General features: G+C 46.9%; 23 protein-coding genes. 1 reads left to right on the plus strand and 22 read right to left on the minus strand.

The window, feature by feature from the left end; genetic code table 11:
- Window positions 1-8: 8 nt before the first annotated feature.
- The 15 genes from fliI to sucC all read right to left on the minus strand — a co-directional run bounded on the left by fliI (window position 9) and on the right by sucC (window position 16,083).
- The gene (fliI, locus tag FHS17_RS22715; RefSeq protein ID WP_167280753.1) at window positions 9-1,334 is read right to left on the minus strand and encodes a flagellar protein export ATPase FliI; all 1,326 of its coding nucleotides are present in this window, start codon (window positions 1,332-1,334) and stop codon (window positions 9-11) included.
- Window positions 1,321-2,160 (minus strand): FliH/SctL family protein, encoded by an 840-nt coding sequence (locus FHS17_RS22720; RefSeq protein WP_167280754.1) that lies wholly within the window; start codon window positions 2,158-2,160, stop codon window positions 1,321-1,323. The genes fliI and FHS17_RS22720 overlap by 14 nt, the downstream gene beginning before the upstream one ends.
- Window positions 2,153-3,166 (minus strand): flagellar motor switch protein FliG, encoded by a 1,014-nt coding sequence (gene fliG / locus FHS17_RS22725; protein ID WP_167280755.1) that lies wholly within the window; start codon window positions 3,164-3,166, stop codon window positions 2,153-2,155. The genes FHS17_RS22720 and fliG overlap by 8 nt, the downstream gene beginning before the upstream one ends.
- 11 nt (window positions 3,167-3,177) lie before the next feature.
- Window positions 3,178-4,761: a flagellar basal-body MS-ring/collar protein FliF gene (fliF, locus tag FHS17_RS22730; protein WP_167280756.1), complete on the minus strand. Its 1,584-nt coding sequence runs from the start codon at window positions 4,759-4,761 to the stop codon at window positions 3,178-3,180.
- A 41-nt stretch (window positions 4,762-4,802) separates the two neighbouring features.
- The gene (gene fliE, locus FHS17_RS22735; protein ID WP_167280757.1) at window positions 4,803-5,114 is read right to left on the minus strand and encodes a flagellar hook-basal body complex protein FliE; all 312 of its coding nucleotides are present in this window, start codon (window positions 5,112-5,114) and stop codon (window positions 4,803-4,805) included.
- 24 nt (window positions 5,115-5,138) lie between these two features.
- Complete coding sequence (gene flgC, locus FHS17_RS22740) at window positions 5,139-5,594, minus strand: flagellar basal body rod protein FlgC (RefSeq protein ID WP_167280758.1); 456 nt, start codon at window positions 5,592-5,594, stop codon at window positions 5,139-5,141.
- Window positions 5,595-5,599: 5 nt separating this feature from the next.
- Window positions 5,600-6,007 (minus strand): flagellar basal body rod protein FlgB, encoded by a 408-nt coding sequence (flgB, locus tag FHS17_RS22745; RefSeq protein ID WP_167280759.1) that lies wholly within the window; start codon window positions 6,005-6,007, stop codon window positions 5,600-5,602.
- Between the two features lie 234 nt (window positions 6,008-6,241).
- Entirely contained in the window at window positions 6,242-7,012 is a 771-nt protein-coding gene (gene codY, locus FHS17_RS22750) for a GTP-sensing pleiotropic transcriptional regulator CodY (RefSeq protein WP_167280760.1), read from the minus strand.
- Between the two features lie 38 nt (window positions 7,013-7,050).
- Window positions 7,051-8,454 (minus strand): ATP-dependent protease ATPase subunit HslU, encoded by a 1,404-nt coding sequence (hslU, locus tag FHS17_RS22755; RefSeq protein ID WP_167280761.1) that lies wholly within the window; start codon window positions 8,452-8,454, stop codon window positions 7,051-7,053.
- A gap of 19 nt (window positions 8,455-8,473) precedes the next feature.
- A complete protein-coding gene (hslV, locus tag FHS17_RS22760; protein ID WP_167280762.1) occupies window positions 8,474-9,019 on the minus strand; it encodes an ATP-dependent protease subunit HslV in 546 nt (181 codons plus the stop codon).
- 36 nt (window positions 9,020-9,055) lie between these two features.
- Window positions 9,056-10,387 carry an FADH(2)-oxidizing methylenetetrahydrofolate--tRNA-(uracil(54)-C(5))-methyltransferase TrmFO gene (gene trmFO, locus FHS17_RS22765; RefSeq protein ID WP_167280763.1) on the minus strand — a complete coding sequence of 444 codons (1,332 nt, stop codon included), beginning with the start codon at window positions 10,385-10,387 and terminating at the stop codon, window positions 9,056-9,058.
- A 96-nt stretch (window positions 10,388-10,483) separates the two neighbouring features.
- Entirely contained in the window at window positions 10,484-12,628 is a 2,145-nt protein-coding gene (topA, locus tag FHS17_RS22770; RefSeq protein ID WP_167280764.1) for a type I DNA topoisomerase, read from the minus strand.
- Window positions 12,629-12,653: 25 nt separating this feature from the next.
- Complete coding sequence (gene dprA / locus FHS17_RS22775; protein WP_167280765.1) at window positions 12,654-13,769, minus strand: DNA-processing protein DprA; 1,116 nt, start codon at window positions 13,767-13,769, stop codon at window positions 12,654-12,656.
- 173 nt (window positions 13,770-13,942) lie between these two features.
- On the minus strand, window positions 13,943-14,884 hold the full coding sequence (sucD, locus tag FHS17_RS22780) for a succinate--CoA ligase subunit alpha (RefSeq protein ID WP_167280766.1): 942 nt from the start codon (window positions 14,882-14,884) through the stop codon (window positions 13,943-13,945).
- Window positions 14,885-14,922: 38 nt separating this feature from the next.
- On the minus strand, window positions 14,923-16,083 hold the full coding sequence (gene sucC / locus FHS17_RS22785) for an ADP-forming succinate--CoA ligase subunit beta (RefSeq protein ID WP_167280767.1): 1,161 nt from the start codon (window positions 16,081-16,083) through the stop codon (window positions 14,923-14,925).
- 315 nt (window positions 16,084-16,398) lie between these two features.
- On the opposite strand from sucC, the gene FHS17_RS22790 reads away from it, so the two are divergent.
- A complete protein-coding gene (locus FHS17_RS22790; protein ID WP_167280768.1) occupies window positions 16,399-17,955 on the plus strand; it encodes a YifB family Mg chelatase-like AAA ATPase in 1,557 nt (518 codons plus the stop codon).
- A gap of 25 nt (window positions 17,956-17,980) precedes the next feature.
- Here FHS17_RS22790 and FHS17_RS22795 read toward each other — a convergent pair whose 3' ends face one another.
- The 7 genes from FHS17_RS22795 to rplS form a co-directional block, all read right to left on the minus strand.
- Entirely contained in the window at window positions 17,981-18,349 is a 369-nt protein-coding gene (locus FHS17_RS22795; RefSeq protein WP_167280769.1) for a YraN family protein, read from the minus strand.
- Window positions 18,342-18,647 (minus strand): EscU/YscU/HrcU family type III secretion system export apparatus switch protein, encoded by a 306-nt coding sequence (locus FHS17_RS22800; protein ID WP_167280770.1) that lies wholly within the window; start codon window positions 18,645-18,647, stop codon window positions 18,342-18,344. Before FHS17_RS22800 ends, FHS17_RS22795 begins: the two co-directional genes overlap by 8 nt.
- Entirely contained in the window at window positions 18,644-20,518 is a 1,875-nt protein-coding gene (locus FHS17_RS22805; protein WP_167280771.1) for a flagellar hook-length control protein FliK, read from the minus strand. The genes FHS17_RS22800 and FHS17_RS22805 overlap by 4 nt, the downstream gene beginning before the upstream one ends.
- A 200-nt stretch (window positions 20,519-20,718) precedes the next feature.
- Window positions 20,719-21,330 (minus strand): ribonuclease HII, encoded by a 612-nt coding sequence (locus FHS17_RS22810; protein ID WP_167280772.1) that lies wholly within the window; start codon window positions 21,328-21,330, stop codon window positions 20,719-20,721.
- A 5-nt stretch (window positions 21,331-21,335) separates the two neighbouring features.
- Window positions 21,336-22,226, minus strand: a complete 891-nt coding sequence (ylqF, locus tag FHS17_RS22815) for a ribosome biogenesis GTPase YlqF (RefSeq protein ID WP_167280773.1) — start codon at window positions 22,224-22,226, stop codon at window positions 21,336-21,338.
- 20 nt (window positions 22,227-22,246) lie between these two features.
- Window positions 22,247-22,924: a signal peptidase I gene (gene lepB, locus FHS17_RS22820; RefSeq protein ID WP_167280774.1), complete on the minus strand. Its 678-nt coding sequence runs from the start codon at window positions 22,922-22,924 to the stop codon at window positions 22,247-22,249.
- Between the two features lie 105 nt (window positions 22,925-23,029).
- A complete protein-coding gene (rplS, locus tag FHS17_RS22825) occupies window positions 23,030-23,371 on the minus strand; it encodes a 50S ribosomal protein L19 (protein WP_167280775.1) in 342 nt (113 codons plus the stop codon).
- Window positions 23,372-23,448: the final 77 nt, after the last annotated feature.

Raw genomic sequence — 23,448 nt, forward strand, 5'->3', positions numbered from 1 at the left:
ACCTGTCGTCATCTCCTGTGGAATTCCATCATTAATCTTTCTTGTGAGTCGGCCAAAGTGACCTTTTCATTCGTTTTTTGCTTTGTAAATTGATAGATTGCATCAATATTTTCTATTGCCATATCAATTTCTTCATTTGTTCCTCGTTGGTACGCCCCAATATTGATTAAGTCTTCCGAATCTCTATATAGAGATAGTAGTCGCTTAAGAAAATTGGCAGCATCCTGTTGTTCTTCCGTCACGATTTCCTTCATGACACGGCTAACCGAAGCCAGAACATCAATAGCAGGAAAATGACCTTTGTTCGCCAGTTGCCGATTTAGCACAATGTGACCATCCAATATTCCGCGTACTGCGTCAGCTATTGGTTCGTTCATATCATCACCATCAACAAGTACGGTGTAAAAAGCAGTAATCGAACCAGTTGGTCCTGTACCTGCACGTTCCAACAGCTTTGGCAGCGTAGCAAATACAGAAGGGGTATACCCTCTTGTTGCAGGAGGTTCACCAATCGCAAGTCCTACTTCACGTTGTGCCATCGCATATCGGGTAACGGAGTCCATCATCAGCATGACATTTAATCCGCGGTCACGGAAATATTCCGCAATTGAAGTGGCAATAAGTGCACCTTTGATCCGAATTAATGCCGGCTGATCCGAAGTTGCAACGATAACTACCGAGCGGGCAAGTCCTTCAGGGCCCAAATCCTTCTCGATGAACTCTAGCACTTCACGGCCCCGCTCCCCTATTAGGGCAATGACATTCACGTCAGCAGAAGTGTTCCGTGCGATCATACCAAGCAGCGTACTTTTACCAACACCGGAACCTGCGAAAATACCAACACGTTGACCTCTGCCTACCGTAAGAAGTCCATCAATAGCACGCACACCGATACTAAGTGTCTCCGTGACACGCGGACGGGTAAGAGGATTGCTAGGTTCGTTATGCGTTGAATAATTTTGCATTCGGCTTGGAAGGAATGAACCATCCAGCGGTTGACCTAAACCATCAAGTACTTTACCTAGTAGTTCTGAACCAACTTGAACGGATAAAGGTTTTCCGGTACCTACAACATCACAGCCTGGTGAGATAGCATGCAGCTCACCTAGAGGCATAAGAATAACTTTGTTCTGACGAAACCCTACTACCTCCGCTTTAATTGGCTTCGCACCTTTTGCGGGGTAGATCAAACATACATCTCCGATACTTGCATCGGGACCTTCGGATTCAACGGTTAAACCAATTACCTGAGTAACCTTGCCGTTCACTCGAATGGGATCAAGATGCCGAAGCTGATCTACGTACTTGGAGCTTTCCAGTTTAATACTGCTCATCTGGTATACTCCGTTCTTCTTGACTTTGGTTGGCAAGCTGTACAAGCTCGCGTTTAATTTCGGATAATTGGGTATCAATTCTTGCATCGATACTTCCGAATGCAGAGCGAATTACACAACCGAAATCTTTTACCGTAGCATCTGGAATGATCTGAAGCTCTGCTTGCGAATCGATAACAAGATTAAGCTCTTCCCTAGCCGCTTGAACAAAAGCGAGCTGGCCCGGTGAGACACAAAGGGCAATGACGCCTTGCTCTCTTCTTCGGGATAAAGATTTACGTATAAGTTCAAGTGCCATTTCTGGTGCTTCAGTCAGCTGCCTGCCAATTACTTTCTCCGAAATGGAGACGCTCAGCTCGACCAAGAATGGCTCTGCTTCTTGAATGATTTGCTCACGCATTTCGTAAGCGGATTTCAGAATTGCACTTGCTTCCGCTAGCCGGCTTTCCCACTCTTGCTGAACAGCCAGTTCTGCTTGATCGCGGCCTTCTGCAAATCCTTGTTCAAATCCCGCTGCACGTGAGGCTTCAGAAACCGTCTCGTCTTCGAGCCGTTTCTCCAGCCACCAAGCATCAATCTTGGCTTCCGTTGCGGCTATCATTTGATCGCATTGTTCACCAGCTTCACGTATACGTTCTTCTGCGAATATTTGTGCATCTGCGATGATTTGGTCTCGTATGGAGATTGTCTCTTCATCCGGACCTGTCTCTTCAATAATCTCTTCAATCGTTTCTTGCTGCTCTGCAGCTGCATGTTTGTTGAGCCAATAAAGCTGTTTCAGCTGGTCCAGTGCGATGACGCTTGAAGACTTTATCAAATTAGACAATGATATCATCTCCTCCACCACGGGCGATGATTATTTCGCCGGCTTCTTCTAGCCTACGAATCGTAGCGACGATACGGGATTGAGCTTCTTCAACATCACGCAGCCGGACAGGGCCCATAAACTCCATTTCTTCCTTGAATGTATCGGCCATTCGTTTCGACATGTTGCGGAAAATAGATTCCCGTACTTCTTCGCTTGCCACTTTGAGGGCGAGTTGAAGATCGGCATTCTCGACATCGCGGATAATACGCTGAATGGAGCGGTTGTCGATGTTGACAATATCTTCGAAGACAAACATACGCTTCTTGATTTCTTCCGCCAGTTCTGGATCTTCAATCTCGAGAGCATCCAGGATGGTACGTTCCGTACCACGGTCGACACCATTCAAAATTTGTACGATCGAATCAATACCACCTGCATTTGTGTAATCCTGAGTTACTGTAGCCGAAAGCTTTTGTTCCAGTACACGTTCTACCTGACTAATAACTTCAGGAGAAGTACTGTCCATCAAGGCAATTCTGCGGGCAACATCAGCTTGCTTCTCTTGCGGAAGCGAAGACAGGATATGTGAGGATTGCTCGGACTGCAGATAAGAAAGCACTAGTGCGATTGTCTGCGAATTTTCATTTTGGATAAAGTTTAAGATTTGAGTCGGTTCAGCTTTACGTGCAAAATCAAACGGCCTAACCTGTAGCGTTGCCGTTAAGCGATTAATCACTTCAACTGCCTTTTGCTCACCAAGCGCTTTCTCTAAAATCTCTTTCGCATATGAGATACCGCCTTGCGAGATATATTCTTGAGCTAAGCAGATTTGATGGAAATCGCTCAAAATCTGTTCTCTCTCTGCGCTGTCCACTTTCCGGACGTTAGCAATTTCAAGAGTGAGCTGTTCAATTTCTTCTTCTCTCAAATGCTTAAAGATTTGGGCTGAAACTTCTGGTCCCAGAGTAATAAGCAGAATCGCCGCCTTTTGCCGGCCGGTTAATCCATTGAGCGGTCTAACCATAGGAACCACCTCTATTCATCCACAAGCCAGGTGCGTAGCAAGTTGACAAATTCATCTGGCTTGCGTTTGGCGAGTGTTTCTAGATTTTTACGAGCCTGACTGTCATTGTTTACACTTTCAAAATCAATCGTAGGGAATTCCGGTTTAGCCGTAGTCTCGAGCATTGCTGCTGCTTCTGCTGCAGCTTCTTCTTCAGCCCGCTTTCTACGTCTGCGTACGAGCATAACGGAAAGGCCGCCAATCAAAGCAAGTGCTGCTGCACCAAGACCAATCGCCCATTGGGTAGATAAACCGCTAGTTGATGTTCCAGCATCATTAGCTGCAAAGTTTTGACCGAGAATTGTAACTTTTTTCGCGATTAATGCGTCATCAGTTAAATCCTGACCAGAATCAGCAAGCTGTGCACGAACAACAGAACTTAGGAAATCAGTTAGTTCCTTACGGGATGTTTCAGTAAGTTTGCTTTCCTCAACACCAATGCTGATCGATAAATCTTTCAGTTGATATGGTGCCGATTCGATCTGATTGTTAATGCGGTCATAATCATAATTTGTTACGCGTGAGCTTTGCTCGGACGAACCGTTTGTGCTGTCCGTTGCTGTATAGCCAGGAACATCTGTTTCTCCAGTGCCTGCTACACCACCTGCCGGTGTGGAACCATTCGTTGATGTGCTATTATCCTGCTGTTCACTTACGATAATTCCGTTGTTATTGTTCTCAGCAAGCGGCCTCACAAGCTTTTCTTCTGATACTTTCTTGTCGAAGTTAAAGCTGCTTGCCACACTAATCACCAGATTGTCGCCGATCATAGGAGACAAAAATTGCTGAATGTTCTTTTTCACTTCCGCTTCGTATTTCCGTTGAATTAGGAACTGAGTCTCAGCAACATCTGTTGCAGCGCCTACTTTGTTACCATCAACTTCAGAAGACACAAGCTCACCTTGCGGACTAGAAATCGTGATATCTTGAACCGCTAGCTTTGGTACCGCCGTTTTCACCAGGTTGTAATACCCGTCAACTTCTTGTTGGCTTGGACGATATCCAGCTGTGAAATTCATCATAATCGAAGCAGAAGCCTGTTCTTTTTCTTCAGCCGACAGGAATACTGATTCTTCCGGAAGGTTGATAAGTACTTTAGAACTTTGAACCCCTTGCATCCGATTAAGCAATTGTTGAACTTCGCCGTTAAGCGCATTGATGTATTTGACGTTAAATTCATTTTCCGTTTGTCCAAAGGCACTTCCGCCATCAAAGGCTTCGAAACCAATTGAACCATTCTGTACAAGGCCTTGCGACCCAACGTCTACCCGGGTTCTTGTCGCTACAGCACTAGGTACCGAAATACTCTTGCCGTCCGCGCTAAGTTGATAAGGGATACCGTTCCCATCCAAGTAAGTCATAATTGCTGCTGCATCCGTCGTATCTAGACTTTGAAAGGCTACTTCATAATCTGTTCGTGTGAAAATATAAGTCAAAATCACAATCGTCAACAACAATGCACCAATCGATGCCCCCAGCCCTATTTTTTGTTTTTTGCCCATTTGACCCCAAAACTGTGTGAGTCTCTGTCGGTATTGGGCGATTCTTTCGTTCACGTCGTCACCTCACCCAACTTCTGTCTAGTTCGAAAGCACTATTATACTTGCATTCGCATAATTTCTTGATAGGCATCGATGACTTTATTGCGAATTTGTGAAGTCAGCTGCAAGCTAAGTTCTGCTTTCTCAGAAGCGATGAGAACTTGTGAAACATCAACCTCGCCGATCATGTATTGATTGTTTAGCTTATGTACTTCTTTTTCCTGGGCATCCACGCTATTGAGTGCTTGTTCCAAGTATTGGCCGAAAGAATTCGTCATCTCTGCAGGAGTGGCCTGCTGTTGAGGTTTCGCTGTTTCGAGAAGCTTGGTAACGGCTTGTGCGGGATTCATTTGCAACGGTTGAATCATGTCCGTCCCTCCGTCTTATTCAATTTATTTTCCAATCTCTAAAGCCTTCACGAACATGGCTTTTGAAGCATTAAGAGCTGTTACGTTCGCCTCATATGAACGGGAGGCTGAAATCATATCGACCATTTCCTTAGCCACATCAACGTTAGGCATATTGACATAGCCGTTTGCATCCGCGTCAGGGTGGGTTGGATTATAGACAAGCTTGGTTGGCGACTGATCCTCAATAATTCTGGTTGCCTTCACGCCTTGTGCTTCGGAAGTCCCTCCAAGCTGCTTATTTAACAAATCGGAGAAGGAAGAGGTTTGGTTTGTTGGCTCAAGTACGACCATTTTCCTCTTATATGGTACAAATTGACCATCTACATAAGAGGCCCGAGTTGTCTCGGCATTCGCGATGTTCGAGGAGATAACGTCCATCCGTAAACGCTGTGCAGTTAGTGCGGAAGCACTGGCGTCAAAACTACTGGAAATTCTCATTTTTATTACCTCCCTTCAATAGCCGTAGTCATCATTTTCACATCATGGTTGATTTGTTGAATATAGAAGTTATAACTAAGTTGGTTTTTAGCAAGCAACGACATTTCACGATCAATATCGACATTGTTCTCATTGTTATTCATTTGGGATAAGCTATCCGTTTGAACCTGTGCAGTTGGGACGGTCCCACCCGACTTGCCAATCGGAATATGTCGTTCATTTGTTCGTTTGCCCTGAAGTCCCGTATTGCCTCCCATTTCTTGAGTGAGAAGCTCTTCAAACAATACTTCCGAACGTTTGAAGTTAGGAGTATCGACATTTGCGATGTTATTGGAGATTACGCCTTGGCGCATTTCCGCCGATTTCACCGCACTTTCCAGTCGCGCAAATGATGTGCCATTAAGTACATTCACGTTGTGTGTCACCACTTTCAGTTAGAAGATCATAAGTAACGTATTCAACAGATTCTGAACCATTCCTTCTTTCTTCGACATTAAATTATGAAAATTATGAGACTAAACTGTCGAGTTTTGCCGACATGTTAATATTCAACAATTGTCCAATTTATTACAATAAGAAAAAAGCCCTATCTTTATAAAAAAGATAGGACTTTACGATGAATTGCACATAGGATATATTTCCCAGTGTTAATTTTTTATTTTCTCTAATTCCTGAAGCAATTGGTGATTTAAGATTTTAATATAGGTACCCTTCATGCCTAAAGACCTTGTTTCGATAACGCCTGCACTTTCAAGCTTGCGAAGAGCATTAACGATAACGGATCTCGTAATACCTACTCGATCAGCGATTTTGGATGCAACAAGCAAGCCTTCTTTTCCTTCCAATTGCTCGAAGATATGCTCTACCGCTTCCAGCTCACTGAAAGAAAGAGAACCAATTGCAACCGACACAACTGCGCGGCTGCGGGCTTCCTGCTCAACCTCTTCCGCACGTTCACGCAAAATTTCCATGCCGACAATTGTCGAACCGTATTCCGCGAGAATCAGGTCATCATCATCAAACGAGCCGTTCGTCCGGGTTAGGACTAACGTTCCTAGACGATCTCCACCACCTGTAATAGGCACCACTGTCATAATTTCTTGCTCGCCAAGCGCAGGGAATGTTGCATATACACCTGAATCCGGCGCTACATTAGTCATCGGTTCCAGCATGTCCAGAAATAGGCTGTTACTCCCTTGCGGAAACCGTAATTCTTCAACAGACATCGACCGGAGCGTATCGTGATCATAAGGATTCACGGCTGCACAGCCTAGAACCTTCCCTTTACGGCTGACTACAAATACGTTCGTCTGAATCGTACTGCATAGTACCTCAGCCATTTCTCTGAAATTGAGCGCTTTGCCGGCTGCTCGTTGCAGCAACCGGTTCAGCGTTCTTGTTTTTGTAAGTAAAGTCATGCTAAAGCCTCCCAAAACTCATCCCAACTACATTTGAACTACAATATATATTGACTCAAATCGCGATTTTTCGCAATGGCCCCCACTTTTTCCCTTACATATTCAGGAGTGATGACCATATGATCCAGCGTAATATCCGGTGCTTCGAAGGATAAATCCTCAAGCAGCTTCTCCAAAATCGTATGGAGTCTGCGTGCACCGATATTTTCTGTATTGCGGTTTAAATCTGCTGCGATTGATGCAATTTCTTTAATCGCATCATCAGAAAATTCCATCGAAATACCTTCTGTTTGAAGCAGAGCTGCATACTGCTTAGTTAAAGCATTTTTAGGCTCTGTTAAAATACTGACGAAATCTTCCAAGCTAAGTGAGGTTAGCTCTACCCGGATCGGGAAACGTCCCTGAAGCTCTGGAATCAAATCAGACGGCTTCGCAACATGGAAAGCACCCGCTGCAATGAATAGGACATAGTCTGTCTTAACGGGGCCGTATTTCGTCATTACCGTCGAGCCTTCCACAATAGGAAGAATGTCACGCTGTACGCCTTCACGCGATACATCAGGACCATTACCTCTTGACGGACTTGCAATCTTATCGATCTCATCAATGAAAATAATACCGGTCTGTTCTGCACGAGCTACCGATTCCGCGATAACATCATCCATATTAATCAGCTTGTTAGCTTCTTCCTGGATCAAGACAACCCGTGCTTCTTTGACGGGAAGCCTACGCTTCTTCGTCTTCTTCGGCATGAATTGACCAAGCATCTCCTGCATATTCATGCCGCCCATGCCTTCTGGCCCTTGACCTCCAAGCATATCCAGCATCGTAGGTGAATTATCCTCGATCTCAATTTCTACTGTTTCATTCTCCAGCTTGCCTGCAGCAAGATCATCACGTGCTTGAGAACGTTTCAGTATAATATTTGAGTCCTGCTCGGGCTCTTCAACGGTTTCCTTGCTGCCTTGTTGATTTCCAAACAGCATTTCAAACGGATTTTTTGAAGATTTTTCTTTCACCTTCGATGGCACGAATAGTGACACGAGACGTTCATTCGCTAGCTTCTCAGCTTTATCCTGAACCCGCTCAGTCTTTTCTGCTTTAACTATTCGTATAGCCGTCTCAACCAAGTCGCGGACCATCGATTCTACATCTCGGCCGACATAACCAACCTCAGTAAATTTGGTCGCTTCTACTTTAATAAATGGTGCCTTTACTAATTTGGCAAGCCGCCGCGCAATTTCGGTCTTGCCCACACCAGTAGGACCAATCATCAGTATATTTTTTGGAACAATCTCATCACGAAGCGCCTCGTCGAGCATACTTCTGCGATAACGATTACGGAGAGCTATGGCGACAGATCGTTTTGCAGGCTTTTGTCCTACAATATATTTATCGAGCTCGGCCACAATTTGACGAGGGGTAAAAGCTTGATTTACCATATTTTATTCTCCTCCGTTTTTAGCCAATTTCTTCTACTATAATATTATGATTTGTATAAACGCATATGTCGGCTGCTGTTTCGAGCGCTGCTCTAGCAATTTCTTTTGCTTCCATTTGTGGAGCATATTTCTGCAAGGCTCTTGCTGCTGAGAGTGCGTAATTACCTCCTGAGCCGATGGCCAGGATCCCATCATCCGGCTCAATAATCTCACCATTACCCGAAATAAGCAGCAAACCTGACTGATCCATAACCAGCATCAGTGCTTCAAGTTTGCGAAGGATTCGATCGGAACGCCAGTCTTTAGCAAGCTCTACTGCAGCCCGTTGAAGATTGCCATGATGCTCCTCCAGCTTCCCTTCAAATTTCTCAAACAAAGTAATAGCATCGGCTACAGAACCAGCAAAACCGGCAATAACTTGCCCGCGATACAATCTGCGAACCTTCTTCGCTTTATTCTTCATCACGACGCTGTTTCCAAAAGTAACTTGACCATCGCCAGCAATAGCCCCTTTGCCTTCGTGACGAACCGCACATATTGTAGTGGCGTGAAATTCCATGTCCATCTCTTCGCCCTCCTCATTCATGCAAATAATAGCTGCTTATACGTTTATATGTTCGAAATGTTCCTTCTTGAATCTCTCGATGCTGTCCAGTGCACGATTGGCAATCGCTTCATTCTTTTCTTTCTTGTTCCGGATGCGATTCTCAAGCGGCGGGAACAAGCCAAAGTTCGCGTTCATCGGTTGGAAATGCTTGAAGTCAGCCGTTGTAATATAGTTCGCCATACTGCCCAAGGTTGTATCAACAGGCAGAACAAGCGGATCAAGACCTTTTGCCAATCTCGCTGCATTAAAACCTGCAATCAAACCAGAAGCGGCAGATTCAACATATCCTTCTACACCCGTCATCTGGCCTGCAAAGAACAAATTCTTGCGGTTCTTAAGCTGATAAGTCGGCTCAAGCATGCGCGGAGAGTTAATGAATGTATTACGATGCATGACACCGAAGCGTACAAACTCTGCATTCTCAAGACCTGGAATAAGCGAGAATACACGTTTCTGTTCTCCCCATTTCAGATGTGTCTGGAAACCTACCATGTTATAAAGCGTGCCCGCTGCATTATCCTGGCGCAGTTGAATGACTGCATGAGGAAGTTTGCCAGTATGCGGATTCACAAGGCCAACAGGCTTCATTGGTCCAAACAGTACCGTCTGCTTGCCACGGCTTGCCATAACTTCAATCGGCATACAGCCTTCGAAATAAACTTCTTTCTCGAAATCCTTCAGTGCTGCCGTCTCAGCCGTAACAAGAGCATCATGGAAGATCTCGAACTCTTCTTCCGTCATCGGACAGTTGAGGTATGCCGCCTCACCTTTGTCATAACGGGATGCGAGGTACACTTTACTCATATCAATCGAATCTTTCTCGATGATTGGAGCAGCCGCATCGTAGAAGTAGAAATATTCTTCACTCAGCAGGTTGCGAATTTTCTCGGACAAAGCCGGAGCCGTCAGAGGTCCAGTTGCAATAACAACAATGCTGTCTTCAGGAATGTCTGTTACTTCCTCCGTACGAACCTCCACAAGTGGATGCTCATGCAAGAGTCGAGTTACTTCGCCAGAGAAGCCATCCCGGTCTACGGCTAGAGCTCCGCCAGCTGGTACGGCATGACGGTCAGCACTTCCAAGAATCAAGGAATCCAGACGGCGCATCTCTTCCTTCAGTACGCCAACTGCGTTAGCAAGGCCGTTCGCACGCAAGCTGTTGCTGCATACAAGTTCAGCGAAGTTATTAGTGTGATGGGCAGGTGTTTTCGTCTCAGGACGCATTTCATACAAAATGACTGGCACCCCTTGGGATGCTATTTGCCAAGCTGCTTCGCTTCCTGCAAGTCCTGCGCCAATTACGATAACGGATTGTTGTTGTGACAATGTAAAGACCTCCAATATATGCTAACACGGTAACAAAACACAGTTGTCCCCCCTATGTAAGGGAGGACTCTAGTTGTGGCCGCATCTGTACTAAATTTAAGCTTGTTCTTGTTCCTGCTCTTTTACCTGTTCATTCTCATTCTCATGCTCTAGCTCGTTCTCGTCTTCCAGAATCTCTTCTGAATAATCACAGGACGGACACAGCAGCTTTGCACCACTGCGGTTCCTCTTCTCGACGAGCATTGATTCGCAATTCGGGCAAGGCTTATTCGTTGGTTTATCCCAAGATACATAGTCGCAGGTTGGATATGTATCACAGCCGTAGAAGATCCTTCCCTTTTTACTGCGGCGTTCAATGATTTTGCCTTTCGCGCATTTCGGACAAGTGACACCGATATCCTTCACGATTGGCTTCGTATTCCGGCAATCCGGGAACCCTGAGCAGGCAAGAAATTTACCGAATCGTCCCATTTTATAAACCAAATGGCGGCCACATTTCTCACAGAGCTCATCCGAAACCTCGTCCTGGATCTCGATCTCCTTCATTTCCTCTTCGGCAACCTCAAGCCGCTTCTCAAAGGATTCATAGAAGGAAGAAAGCACTTTAACCCAATCTTCCATACCGTCTTCCACATGGTCAAGGTCGGATTCCATCTTCGCCGTAAACTCTGAATCCAGAATTTCAGGGAAGAACTCCTCCATTAATTGATTGACCAAATCACCAAGCTCGGTTGGAATAAACTTCTTCTCCTCAATCGCCACGTAACCGCGCTTTTGAATCGTTTCAAGGGTTGGTGCGTACGTGCTTGGACGTCCGATGCCAAGTTCCTCCAGCGTCCTAACTAGCCTTGCCTCTGAAAAACGCGGCGGTGGTTGGGTGAAATGCTGTTTCGGTTCAATGGAATCGGAATAAACCACATCACCAACAGCAAACGGAGGAAGGAATTTATGCTCTTCCACTGTCCCGTCGTCATTACCCTCCACATACACTTTCATGAAGCCGGCGAATTTGATTTTGGAACCGTTCGCCCGGAAGGTTACTTCTCCCGATTTCATGTCCACTGTCATCGTATCGAGTACAGCAGAGGACATTTGGCTAGATACGAAACGTTCCCAGACCAGCTTATACAAGCGGAATTGGTCACGGCTCAAAAATGGCTTCATTGTTTCCGGATCACGAAGTATCGAAGTTGGCCGAATAGCTTCATGGGCATCCTGAGCATTGCTGTTCTTCTTCGTATAGACACGAGGCTGTTCAGGAGAAAATGGCGCTCCATATTTGCCTGTGATATATTCCTTTGCCTCTTCCTGCGCAACAGGAGAGATCCTAGTGGAGTCCGTTCTCATATAGGTAATGAGACCAACCGTACCTTCCTTGCCAAGCTCTACGCCCTCATACAGCTGCTGTGCAACTGACATCGTTTTGGATGCACGGAAGCCCAGCTTACGAGCAGCTTCCTGCTGCAGCGAACTTGTAATAAACGGAGGAGCTGGATTACGAAGACGTTCCTTCTCTTTCACTTCGGCTACTTTAAATTCATTACCGGACAGAGCTGCAAGTATAGTCTGCATCTCCTGCTCGTTGCCAAGCTCCCGCTTTTCACCGCTAATAGAGTGATACTTCGCTTCAAATGGAACACCTTGCTGGGTTAATTGAGCTGTAATAGACCAGTACTCTTCGGGATTAAATGCTTCGATCTCATTCTCACGGTCAATAATCAGCTTCACACAAACGGATTGAACCCGGCCTGCGGATAGTCCTTTTTTGACTTTCTTCCATAATAAAGGACTGATCTTATAACCTACGAGACGGTCAAGAATCCGTCTAGCCTGTTGGGCATTAACCAGATCCATATTGATTTTGCGCGGCGTTTTGAAAGCATCCTTAACCGCCTGCTTTGTTATTTCATTAAATACGACGCGACATGTGTCTGTCTCATCCAGCTCCAAGTAATGGGCCAAATGCCATGCGATAGCTTCCCCTTCTCTATCGGGGTCGGCTGCAAGAAAGACATGTTTGACTTTTTTGCTTGCGTCTTTTAATTCTTTTAATACACTGCCCTTACCGCGAATCGTAATATATTTTGGTTGAAAACCATTTTCTACTTCGACGCCAGTCTGACTTTTGGGCAAATCGCGAATATGGCCCATCGATGCTTTAACGATATATTTGCTTCCCAAATATTTACCGATCGTCTTGGCTTTGGCCGGTGATTCGACGATTACTAATGAATCTGCCACGTTAGGCGCCCCCTCTCACTACAAGTTACAACGCTATATAAACTGCCCCTGGCTGTTGTTCGATTGTCCGTTTTATACATAAATTTATCAGAAGTGCGCTTAAATGTCCAAAAGGGATCATCGTGAGCTGGTGCAATCCGTTAATTGTAAGCGGACGATCCCGCAGCAGATCGATGATTTTCTGCTCCTCGGGAGTCATGCTTGCTATCTCCGAAAACGTTTTTTTGGCGGTTGTCAGGTTCTGCAGTTCCTCTTGCAGCCAGCTGTATTCTTCTAGAATATGAGCCGCACTGCTGACAAGCTTGGCACCTTCCCGAATCAGACTGTTTGGCCCCTCGCTCTTGGGCGACGAGATTGGACCGGGAATTGCGAATACATCACGCCCCATCTCGAGCGCCTGGTCCGCTGTAATGAGCGATCCGCTGCCTTTAGCCGCCTCCACAACAATGGTTCCTAGTGACAAGCCGGCAATGATCCGATTCCGCAGCGGAAACATGCCCGGATGCAGTGGTGAACCAATCGGTGTCTCCGATAAGACGAGCCCTTGCTCGATAATTTGCTGATAGAGTGACCGATTCTCAGCCGGATAACAGTTGTCGACAGAACTCGCCATTACAGCAATTGTGCTTCCTATGCCTCGTAATGCCGCTTCATGTGCCTTACTGTCTATCCCGCGGGCCAAACCGCTTACAACCGTTAAACCTTGCACAGATAGCTGCTCAGACAGCGAGAACGCGGTATGGCGGCCATAGGCGCTGGGATTTCTCGTTCCGACCATAGCAATGGACGGTCTTTCGAGTAATTCCAGCCTGCCGAGTGCATACAGCACCCATGGAGGCTGAGGAATTCGGCGTAAGTATTCCGGATACTCATTATCAAAAGGAGTTAGTACAGACGCTCCAAGCTCCATCGCGCGAATATATGGCATGTCTGCCTGATCAAAAGGCTCGCTCCACCTTCTTGCCGCCGTCTCTGCTTGTGCCCGCCCAAAACCGATAGCAAGCCATTCTGCTGCACTTGTGCCGTCTGAAAACTCCCAAGCTTTATGAGCAACCGCTTTCTGAACGGTATGCCAGCCAATGCCCGAACATTCATGCAGCATGATAACCATCTGCTTACATTTATCAACATTAAGCGTCATATTAGCTGATCTCTCCTTATAGGAGGTCAGCCTGCATTCTTTCCTATTGTGCGTTACATGGCAAAAGAATGCAAGTCGACCCGTTATTTTCACAAAAAAAAGCAACCTTCCAAACCCTATTGGGCATTGAAAGGTTGCTTACCTTTAAAATATTTGTTAGATGCTTAGTACGACTAGGCTTGAGCTACGCCAGTTGTACATTTTTCAAGCAAGCCTTGCTCTTCAAGAACCGATACAAGCGTAGAGCCCATGTCGGATGGAGTAGGAGCGACTTTAATACCGCATGCTTCCAAAGTCGCGATTTTTTCCGCTGCAGTACCTTTACCACCGGAAATAATTGCGCCTGCATGTCCCATACGTTTGCCTGGAGGCGCTGTAGCGCCGCCAATGAAGCCAACTACTGGTTTAGTCATGTTCGCTTTGATCCACTCAGCAGCTTCTTCTTCTGCTGTACCGCCGATCTCACCGATCATAATTACTGCATAAGTATCTGGATCTTCGTTGAAACGGTTCAAGATATCGATAAACTCGGAACCTTTTACAGGGTCGCCGCCGATACCAACTGCCGACGATTGGCCAATGCCGCGAGTCGAAAGCTGATGAACTGCTTCGTAAGTCAGAGTTCCCGAACGGGAAACAACGCCTACATGACCTTTTGTATGAATGTAGCCCGGCATAATGCCGATTTTGCACTCGTCAGGAGTAATAACGCCTGGGCAGTTAGGACCAATTAGAGTCGTTTTGCTGCCTTCCATGTAACGTTTTACTTTAACCATATCAAGTACTGGAATACCTTCAGTAATACAGATAACCAGATCAAGACCAGCGTCAACCGCTTCCAAAATCGAGTCAGCTGCGAATGCTGGCGGTACATAGATTACAGATGCTGTAGCACCAGTTGCTGCTACCGCTTGCTCTACTGTATTGAATACAGGAAGAGATACAACCTTGCCGTTCTCAAGCGTAATATCGACGTTTGTGCCGCCTTTACCAGGAGTTACGCCGCCTACCATTTGAGTACCGTATTCCAATGCGCCTTTCGCATGGAACAAGCCTGTTGCGCCTGTAATCCCTTGAGTGATTACTTTTGTATCTTTATTGACCAAAATGCTCATCGAATTTCACATCCCCGTTAATGAATTCGTACGCGTAATTATTTCACGAGATTTACGATTTTTTGCGCGCCGTCTGCCATCGAGTCAGCTGCAACAATGTTCAATCCCGATTCGTTCAACATTTTTTTACCAAGCTCAACGTTAGTACCTTCCAGTCTTACAACCAGTGGACGGTCCAGACCAAGCTCTTTCGCAGCTGCAATTACGCCGTCTGCGATAACGTCACAACGCATAATGCCGCCGAAGATATTAACGAAAATACCTTTTACGTTCTCGTCGGACAGAATGATTTTGAACGCTTCAGTAACTTTCTCTTTTGTAGCGCCGCCCCCTACGTCCAAGAAGTTGGCAGGGTCGCCGCCGTAGTATTTGATAATATCCATAGTTGCCATAGCAAGGCCTGCGCCGTTAACCATACAGCCGATATTGCCTTCAAGGGCGATATAGCTCAGGTCATATTTCGATGCTTCGATTTCTTTGGCATCTTCTTCTTCCAGGTCACGAAGCGCTACGATATCTTTGTGACGGTACAGAGCGTTGGAATCGAAGTTCAGCTTAGCGTCAAGTGCCATAACATTACCGTCGCCAGTAACAACAAGCGGGTTGATCTCAGCGATCGAACAATCTTTATCAACGAATGCTGTATAAAGTGCGATCATGAATTTAACCGCTTTGTTAACAAGCTCGTTAGGAATGTTGATTGCATAAGCCAATTTACGCGCTTGGAACACTTGCAGACCAATTGCAGGGTCAATAACTTCTTTGATGATTTTCTCTGGCGAATGAGCTGCTACTTCTTCAATCTCTGTGCCGCCCTCTTCAGAAGCCATCATTGTTACGCGACCTGTACCACGGTCAATAACAACACCTACATAGTATTCTTTCTTGATGTCGCAGCCTTGCTCGATAAGAAGACGTTTAACTTCTTTACCTTCAGGGCCAGTTTGATGAGTAACGAGCACTTTGCCAAGAATCTCGCTAGCATATGCACGAACTTCATCAATGTTTTTTGCTACTTTAACGCCGCCGGCTTTACCGCGCCCGCCTGCGTGAATTTGCGCTTTAACAACTACAACTGGGGTACCCAGTGCTTGCGCCGCCTCTACCGCTTCATCAACGGAGAATGCTACCTTGCCTTCTGGAACAGCAACACCGTACTGTTTCAGGACCTCTTTGCCTTGATACTCATGGATATTCATTGTTTGAAATCCTCCATTTCACAGACTCGACTTCAGTCATATGTACACAAACCTTAATTATTGTAGCATTATTTATGCCATATTTCGACCCTTCGGGTTTCGGTTTTTTGATATGGATTTCATCTCAAAATGAGATTAAATACGATCAAATGGCAGGCGGACTCCTGTAGTATGCCCTATTTTTTAGAAGAATTCATACTTGTTTTTCCATTATTGACAACCATACACTTCATCTACTATGATGCTGTTAACAATACTTTAAAAATCGGACGTGAGGAAGCACCTTCATCCATTCTCTTGGGGGTGCTTTTTGTTTTGTTCAGTTTCATACATAGCAGCAGTGTATTAGGTGTTGAAGGAAAGGGAATTGCCGTAGAGGTGGATATTGCTAGCGGCCTTCCGCAAGTTAGTGTTGTTGGCCTGCCGGATCCAGCCGTGAGAGAATCCGTTGAGCGGGTTAGAGCTGCAATCAAGAACAGCGGCTTCACCTTCCCTCTTGACCGTATTACCGTCAACCTTGCCCCTGCTGACCTTCGAAAAGAAGGTACTGCTTTCGACCTAGCAATTGCCGCTGGGATACTAACAGCTAGCGGACAGTTGGAAGCACGGCCTTTCAACAACACGATGCTTATCGGTGAATTGTCGCTTAATGGCGAAGTTAAGCCCGTTCCGGGCGTTCTCGCCATGATTGAACAAGCGAAACGATCAGGCATCCGGAAAGTGCTTCTTCCACTTGCAAATGCCAAGGAAGCAGCTTGGATTACGGATATGGAATTGTACGCAATAACACAATTGAAAGATCTAGTTCTGGAGAGCAAAGGGGAGGAAGCCTGGACAGCTATCCGGTTCGACGCCGTAAGCAGCAGAGAGAACACCTCCGCTGTTGATGCTGCAGAGCATTCCGAAGTGTATGGGGATTATAGCGATGTATACGGTCAGCAGCAGGCGAAGCGCGCACTGGTAATAGCTGCAGCAGGTAAACACAATATTATGTTTGCAGGGCCGCCTGGCACCGGTAAAACGATGATGATCCGCCGATTGCCAGGTATACTGCCTCCACTTACGGAAGAGGAAGCTCTTGAAGTAACGAAAATATACAGTGCAGCCGGCAAACTATCCACCGATGCACAAGGCTTGATCCGTACCGCACCTTTCCGCTCGCCTCACCATACAATATCCGCCGGAGGGTTGATTGGCGGAGGTTCAGTGCCAAAACCGGGTGAAGTGACTCTTGCCCATCATGGCGTTCTCTACTTGGATGAATTGCCTGAATTCTCAAGGCAGGTGCTTGAAGTATTACGCCAGCCACTGGAGGACGGTATCGTCACGATTGCCCGTTCAAGAGCGGTCTTTCATTTTCCAGCCAAACTGATGCTTGCTGTTTCTTTCAACCCCTGCCCTTGTGGTTATGCTGGCCATGAAACAACAGAGAAAAGATGTACCTGCAGCGACTCCTCTATCGCCAAATATAGAAGCAAGATGTCTGGTCCGCTGCTTGACCGAATTGATATTCAGCTTGAAGTTCCTAGACCAATCGAACTCGAATCTCCTGTTAACCAGGCAGCAGCTATGAGTTCTGCGGAAATACGAACACAAGTCCTTCATGCGAGAAATCGAAGGGAACAACGAAACACGGAGTTAGGCCTTAAGACGGATAAGCGATTATCCGGTGCCGCACTCCGGCGATCTATTCTAATGAAGGAAGCCGCATTCAGCCTGCTGGACAATGCTCTTACCGTGCTAAATATAAGTATGCGGGCTTATGACAGAATCTTAAGGCTTTCCAGGACTATTGCGGATGTAGAAGGCTGTGAATATGTCGAGGATGTTCATGTAGCCGAAGCCATTCAATATCGTAGATTGGACATATAAAAGGATAAAAGCGGCTTTCTATTCGTTAGAAGGCCGCTTTTATATGTTTTATTTCGCTAATTGAGTCGTCACGTTCCATTGTTACAGCGATGACATCAAACCGCATTGGCGGATATGCCGCCTGACGCATCCGCAAATAGACTTGAGCAATTGCAGCTACCTGCTGCTGTTTGCGGCGGTCTACCGATTCCGCAGCAGTGCCAAAGCGACCTCCCGCTCGGCGGGTTCTTACTTCCACGAAGACAAGCAGGTTGTCCATTGAGGCAATGATGTCGATCTCGCCGGAACGGCAACGCCAGTTCCGTTCGATGATCATATAACCTGACTCCTCAAGGAAGGTAGTCGCTGCCTCTTCACCAGCCAACCCCGTCTGCCTTCTGCGATCCTCACTCATCCAAATCCCTCGCTCTTTGGTCCGAACGATAAACAAAGCTTAATATCTCGGCTACTAAGGTATAGAGTTCAGGAGGAATCGACTGATCAACATCCAGCTTGGACAGCACTTCAACCAAAGATTTGTCCTGCTGTACTGGAACATCATGTTCTGCTGCCTTTTCTAGGATCTGTTCAGCCAAATGCCCTCTACCCTTTGCAACCACAATTGGAGCTTTGTTTACACCAGGTTCGTATTTTAACGCAACTGCCTTGCGTACAGATTTATTAACCTTGCTTTCTTTCTTATCCGAACTCATATCCGAAAGTCTACCCCTTTGTAACGCGTGCTTACGAATTGATCAGGATCAGGCGGCAGCTTCCGTTTGGTTCCTTCCCCATCTTCACTCTCGCTTCTTGTAGGTGTTGTGCGAAGAGACAATAATTGATAGCCGGCTTCATTTAAGCTTGCTGCAATTTCGGAACGGGAAGAATCAACGAGAGCTGAAATCGCGGGATGATCATTCCATAACGTAAGGCTGACGATTTTGTCCGTCACATTCACATCCACTAATGTCTGTCCTAAGTTTTTCATCGACAAATCGAACAATAATCGGCAATTCGCCGCATCAAGCTCACCTTGCCGCCCTCTTCTTGTCTGAATATGAACCGAAGCAGTCTGATTCCCATCAGGGCTGTTCAGTGGCACAAACATCGTCAAGTGAGAGAAAACAGCACCGTTACGTTCAGGTGTTAATAATAGCTGCTGACCAGTGATCTGCTGAACAAGCTGCTGCACTGTCTCACGAAGAGCAGGTGGAGCATCATTCGAAGAGGCAATGGCAAGCAATGTACTTTTAAGGGATTCCTGTATTGTTAGCTTACCGTCTTCATTCTTGACGCCGTCAGGTGTGAGCTGCTGGAGCGCAGCTGATTGTGGGAGTTCACGTTGCCGGTCAACATTTAACAACTTCGGTTCTTTATCTCCCTGCATGGCTGCATCCTGTTGTTCCTGCCCGGCTCCTGCCTGCGGTGCAGGAGTGCTCGGACGCTGTCCCTCCGTAGACGGTTGACGAGATACTTCACCCGCATGCTGGCCGCGGCCAGCGGTTGGTTCTTCAACAGCCTGATTCTGAGGAGGATTAGGAGCAGCATTATTCGCCGCCAACTCCGATTGCCCAGACACGTTTGGTGCGGCAGGAGCTGGTAACTGCTTCGACAATTGGTTCTCATAGTCGACGCCCATCCATTTCATCATCTGGCCAAGCCAGTTAGATGAAGTACCGCCAGCGGTTGCACCAGGGCGCGCGCCTTGCTGCACCGCGCTTTGCTCCGCGGGCTCCGCCCCCGCGGCCGCTGGCGCTGCAAGCGCGGCAGTGCTGCCCGCGCCTGTGCCTTCGGCGCGCTGCGCAGCTGCGCCTGCGCCAGCCTCTGCTGGCGCCTGCAGCGCGGGCGCCGCGTGCTGCTCCGCGGCGGCGCTTTGCAGCGTTGCGCCTTCGGCGAGCAGCGCCGCAAGCCGCGCTGCCAGCTGCGGCAGCGCTTGCGGCACGCTGCTGCCGCCCGCACGCGGCACAGCGGCTGCGCCCGCATCATCGCCGGATGCTTCGCCGGCGATGCCAACAAGCTGCTGCTGCAGCGCATCCAGCAGTTCGTGCGCAGGGCGCCCGAACATGACCTGCTGCAGCGCACTAACGGTGCCGCCGGATATCGGCAGCCCACGCTTCACCCCCGCAGCTGCCGCCTGCATCCACTGCTCAGCATCTGCTTCCGGCGGCATAGCCTCTGCCGCCGCACGCAAAGCCATGAATGTATCCTTATTCATGGTTACTCCATCTTTGCGTAAATCCTTTATAACATCGGCCGCCCATTTCACATCAGGCATTCCGCTTTGCTTTACCCATTCTTTAATAGCATCTTCAAGCCCCGATTGGTTTTCAACCTGTTTCAGCACAAGCAGACCGCCTGTTGATTGTGGCTGCACTTGAAGCATCGCAAACTTCCCCGGTTCCAAAGGCAGCTCCAAGAACGCTCTTACCTGTACGCCATTAATTTGTACGGTTGCTTCATTATTTTCTAACAGCTGTAAGACAACACCACGAACAACCTGTCCAGGCTTTAGCTCCAGCTTACGATTATCTCCGCTTCCTGTCGACTCGCCAAGCAAGCCCCTTACCAATTGACCAATGTTCATCCGGTCACCTCTTTCGCTGTCGCATGATGCTTACGCACGATTATTCCACTACTCCCTATATCGGCTTTTTACTACATCCATTGAAGAACGGTCAACCATCATTATTTGAATAAGTCACTCTACAACCTGTTATTTGCACAAAAAAACAGCGTATAGCTTAAATTCAAGCAGTACGCTGTTCATATATGGTTATAAAGAATTTAAAATAGCTGTTGTTGTTCTACAAAAATTTTACCCAAGAAAGACTTGCGGTGAAGCGGACTTGCTCCGTATTCAAGCAGCCGCTCCCGATGCAGCTTTGTCGCATACCCTTTATGTATCGCAATACCGTACTCCGGATATAAATGCTCCCACTCGCTCTCGCAAAGCCGATCTCTTGTCACCTTCGCAATAATCGAAGCGGCAGCAATCGTCTGGCTTGTCGCATCGCCTTTAATGATCGCAAGCTGCGGTTTAGGCAAATCTACCTTCTCCGCATCAACCAGCAAATAATCCGGCTCTGCCTTCAGCGATTCCAGCGCGATTTTCATCGCAAGTCTTGCCGCTTGCTTGATATTAATCCGGTCAATCGTCTCCGCATCTACTCGAGCCGCAGCCCAAGCAATACTTTGATCGACTATGACATCATACAGCTGATTCCGCTTTTTCTCGGACAGCTTCTTGGAGTCATTGACACCCTCAAGTACGAGATGAGGCGGTAAAATAACCGCAGCTGCAACAACATCACCGAACAAGCAGCCTCTTCCTACCTCATCAACGCCGGCAATCGCAGAGTATCCCTCTTCCCATAACCTCTGTTCATATTCCAGCACGTCCTCTATTCCCCCGGTCTTCCCACTGCTGCCGGGAAAGGCGCTTCCAGCGTAATACGTCCTAGCTTACCTGCACGAAGCTCCCGCAAAATAATGCCGGATGCTTTCTCCAGGTCAACATGTCCTCCGCTAATCAGACAGCCTCTACGGCGTCCGATATCTTCCATAATTCGAACGACCTCATCCGAATCTGTCGGATCAGTAGGTGGTGTATCGAGATCGAATCGTTCCTTCAAAGCCGGCCAATATCGTTCCGCAAGCTCACGAACCGCAAAGAAAGCAATGTCTTCCACGTTCAGGATTTGCTCTCTTATTGCACCCGTCATGGCAAGGCGGAAGCCAACTAGATCGTCTTCGAATTTCGGCCACAATATACCCGGTGTATCTAGCAAGTCCATCTCATAGTTCGTTTTAATCCACTGCTGGCCTTTTGTTACCCCCGGCCGATCGCCTGTAATAGCAATATTACGTCCAGCCAGACGATTAATCAGCGTAGATTTACCAACATTCGGAATACCAACAATCAATCCACGCATTGCGCGAGGGTTCATCCCTTTTGACAACTGGCGATCGATTTTCTCCTTCAGGATTTCTTTCGCCTTCATTGGAATATCTCCAATACGCGTTCCTGTCGAAGAATCAACCGCTACCGTTTCATGACCTTCGTATTTGAAATATTCGATCCATTGCTCTGTGACCTTCGGGTCAGCTAAATCCGACTTATTAAGTACAATCAGCCGCGGCTTGCCGCTCAAAATCTCATCAACCATAGGATTACGGCTGGAAAGCGGAACACGCGCATCCAATAGCTCAATGGCAATATCGATAAGTTTTAACTTCGCTTGTATTTGCCGTTTTGCCCGGGTCATATGACCGGGAAACCATTGAATGGTCATTTCCTCACCTCATTGCAGCATTACCAGTGCACTTTATAGTGCTTAATGATGCTAATTTTATTTAATGGCCAGAACATAGCATCTGCTCTGCCGATAATTTCTTTTTCAGACACGAAGCCAATATCACGGCTGTCTTGGCTGTTACCGCGATGATCACCCATTGCGAAGATTTTCCCGTCAGGTACAACCGATTCCGAAACATTTGAATTCGGGAAGTCAGGTCCTGTGTTATAGAGTTCTCCACTTGCATGAGCAGCTTCAATTGCTTCTTTAATGTAAGGCTCATCCACTTTTTGATCATTGACGAAGACATCGTCTCCAACTACTTTAAGCGTATCACCAGGTACACCGATGACCCGTTTAATGAAGTCTCTGCCTTGATCCGGCACATGGAAGACAACAACTTCTCCATGATGTGGTTCGCGTAAATTGAATATGAGTTTATTCACGATGAGACGTTCACCCGTATAGAAGTTAGGCTCCATAGATGGTCCTTCCACAATAAAAGGCGAGAACAGAAACGTACGGATAATAAACACAAGAATAACCGCAATAGCGAGCGCCTTAATCCAGTCTACAATTTCCTTGTAGGCACGTCCGCCCTTTTTTGCGTCAGTCGGTCCTGATGTATTCAGTACAGTTCCATCGATTACTTCCGATTGCTGATTCGAGTCTTCATTATGCTGTTGTGAATTCACCAGTACGCCTTCTTTCTATCTATAGTGTCCCTATTCGTACATAGCAAGTCATACCAAAATAACGAAAAGGAGCTTGTTTGAGCAAGCCCCTCTTGTCGTTTGATCTTAACGAATTTCTTTAATTCTTGCAGCTTTACCGCGCAGTTCGCGAAGGTAGTACAGTTTCGCGCGACGTACTTTACCACGACGAGCCACTTCGATTTTCTCGAGTTTAGGCGAATGCAGTGGGAAAGTTCTTTCCACACCAACACCGTACGAGATTTTACGAACCGTAAACGTTTCGCTGATACCGCCGCCGCGACGTTTAATTACAACGCCTTCGAACAACTGAATCCGCTCACGCGAGCCCTCGATAACTTTAACGTGTACTTTCAACGTGTCACCTGGACGAAAATTAGGAAGATCTTGACGAAGCTGTTCTTGAGCAATCGTTTGTAAAAGATTCATCTTTGTTTCACTCCTTCCACCATAGACGTTCTTAACAGCTCTTACTGTTCCTAGTGAACAGCGTCATCACTATTAGC

Source organism: Paenibacillus lupini (genome assembly GCF_011761355.1).
GTDB lineage: Bacteria > Bacillota > Bacilli > Paenibacillales > Paenibacillaceae > Pristimantibacillus > Pristimantibacillus lupini.

Excerpts from the sequence above, each read along its gene's own strand:
- hslV (WP_167280762.1), bottom strand. The coding sequence starts at position 9,019 with ATGGACATGGAATTTCACGCCACTACAATATGTGCGGTTCGTCACGAA.
- codY (WP_167280760.1), bottom strand. The coding sequence starts at position 7,012 with ATGACTTTACTTACAAAAACAAGAACGCTGAACCGGTTGCTGCAACGA.
- hslU (WP_167280761.1), bottom strand. The coding sequence starts at position 8,454 with ATGGTAAATCAAGCTTTTACCCCTCGTCAAATTGTGGCCGAGCTCGAT.
- ylqF (WP_167280773.1), bottom strand. The coding sequence starts at position 22,226 with ATGACCATTCAATGGTTTCCCGGTCATATGACCCGGGCAAAACGGCAA.
- fliE (WP_167280757.1), bottom strand. The coding sequence starts at position 5,114 with ATGATTCAACCGTTGCAAATGAATCCCGCACAAGCCGTTACCAAGCTT.
- FHS17_RS22805 (WP_167280771.1), bottom strand. The coding sequence starts at position 20,518 with ATGAACATTGGTCAATTGGTAAGGGGCTTGCTTGGCGAGTCGACAGGA.
- sucD (WP_167280766.1), bottom strand. The coding sequence starts at position 14,884 with ATGAGCATTTTGGTCAATAAAGATACAAAAGTAATCACTCAAGGGATT.
- fliG (WP_167280755.1), bottom strand. The coding sequence starts at position 3,166 with ATGGTTAGACCGCTCAATGGATTAACCGGCCGGCAAAAGGCGGCGATT.
- FHS17_RS22795 (WP_167280769.1), bottom strand. The coding sequence starts at position 18,349 with ATGAGTGAGGATCGCAGAAGGCAGACGGGGTTGGCTGGTGAAGAGGCA.
- fliI (WP_167280753.1), bottom strand. The coding sequence starts at position 1,334 with ATGAGCAGTATTAAACTGGAAAGCTCCAAGTACGTAGATCAGCTTCGG.
- dprA (WP_167280765.1), bottom strand. The coding sequence starts at position 13,769 with ATGACGCTTAATGTTGATAAATGTAAGCAGATGGTTATCATGCTGCAT.
- sucC (WP_167280767.1), bottom strand. The coding sequence starts at position 16,083 with ATGAATATCCATGAGTATCAAGGCAAAGAGGTCCTGAAACAGTACGGT.
- FHS17_RS22800 (WP_167280770.1), bottom strand. The coding sequence starts at position 18,647 with ATGAGTTCGGATAAGAAAGAAAGCAAGGTTAATAAATCTGTACGCAAG.
- flgC (WP_167280758.1), bottom strand. The coding sequence starts at position 5,594 with ATGAGAATTTCCAGTAGTTTTGACGCCAGTGCTTCCGCACTAACTGCA.
- rplS (WP_167280775.1), bottom strand. The coding sequence starts at position 23,371 with ATGAATCTTTTACAAACGATTGCTCAAGAACAGCTTCGTCAAGATCTT.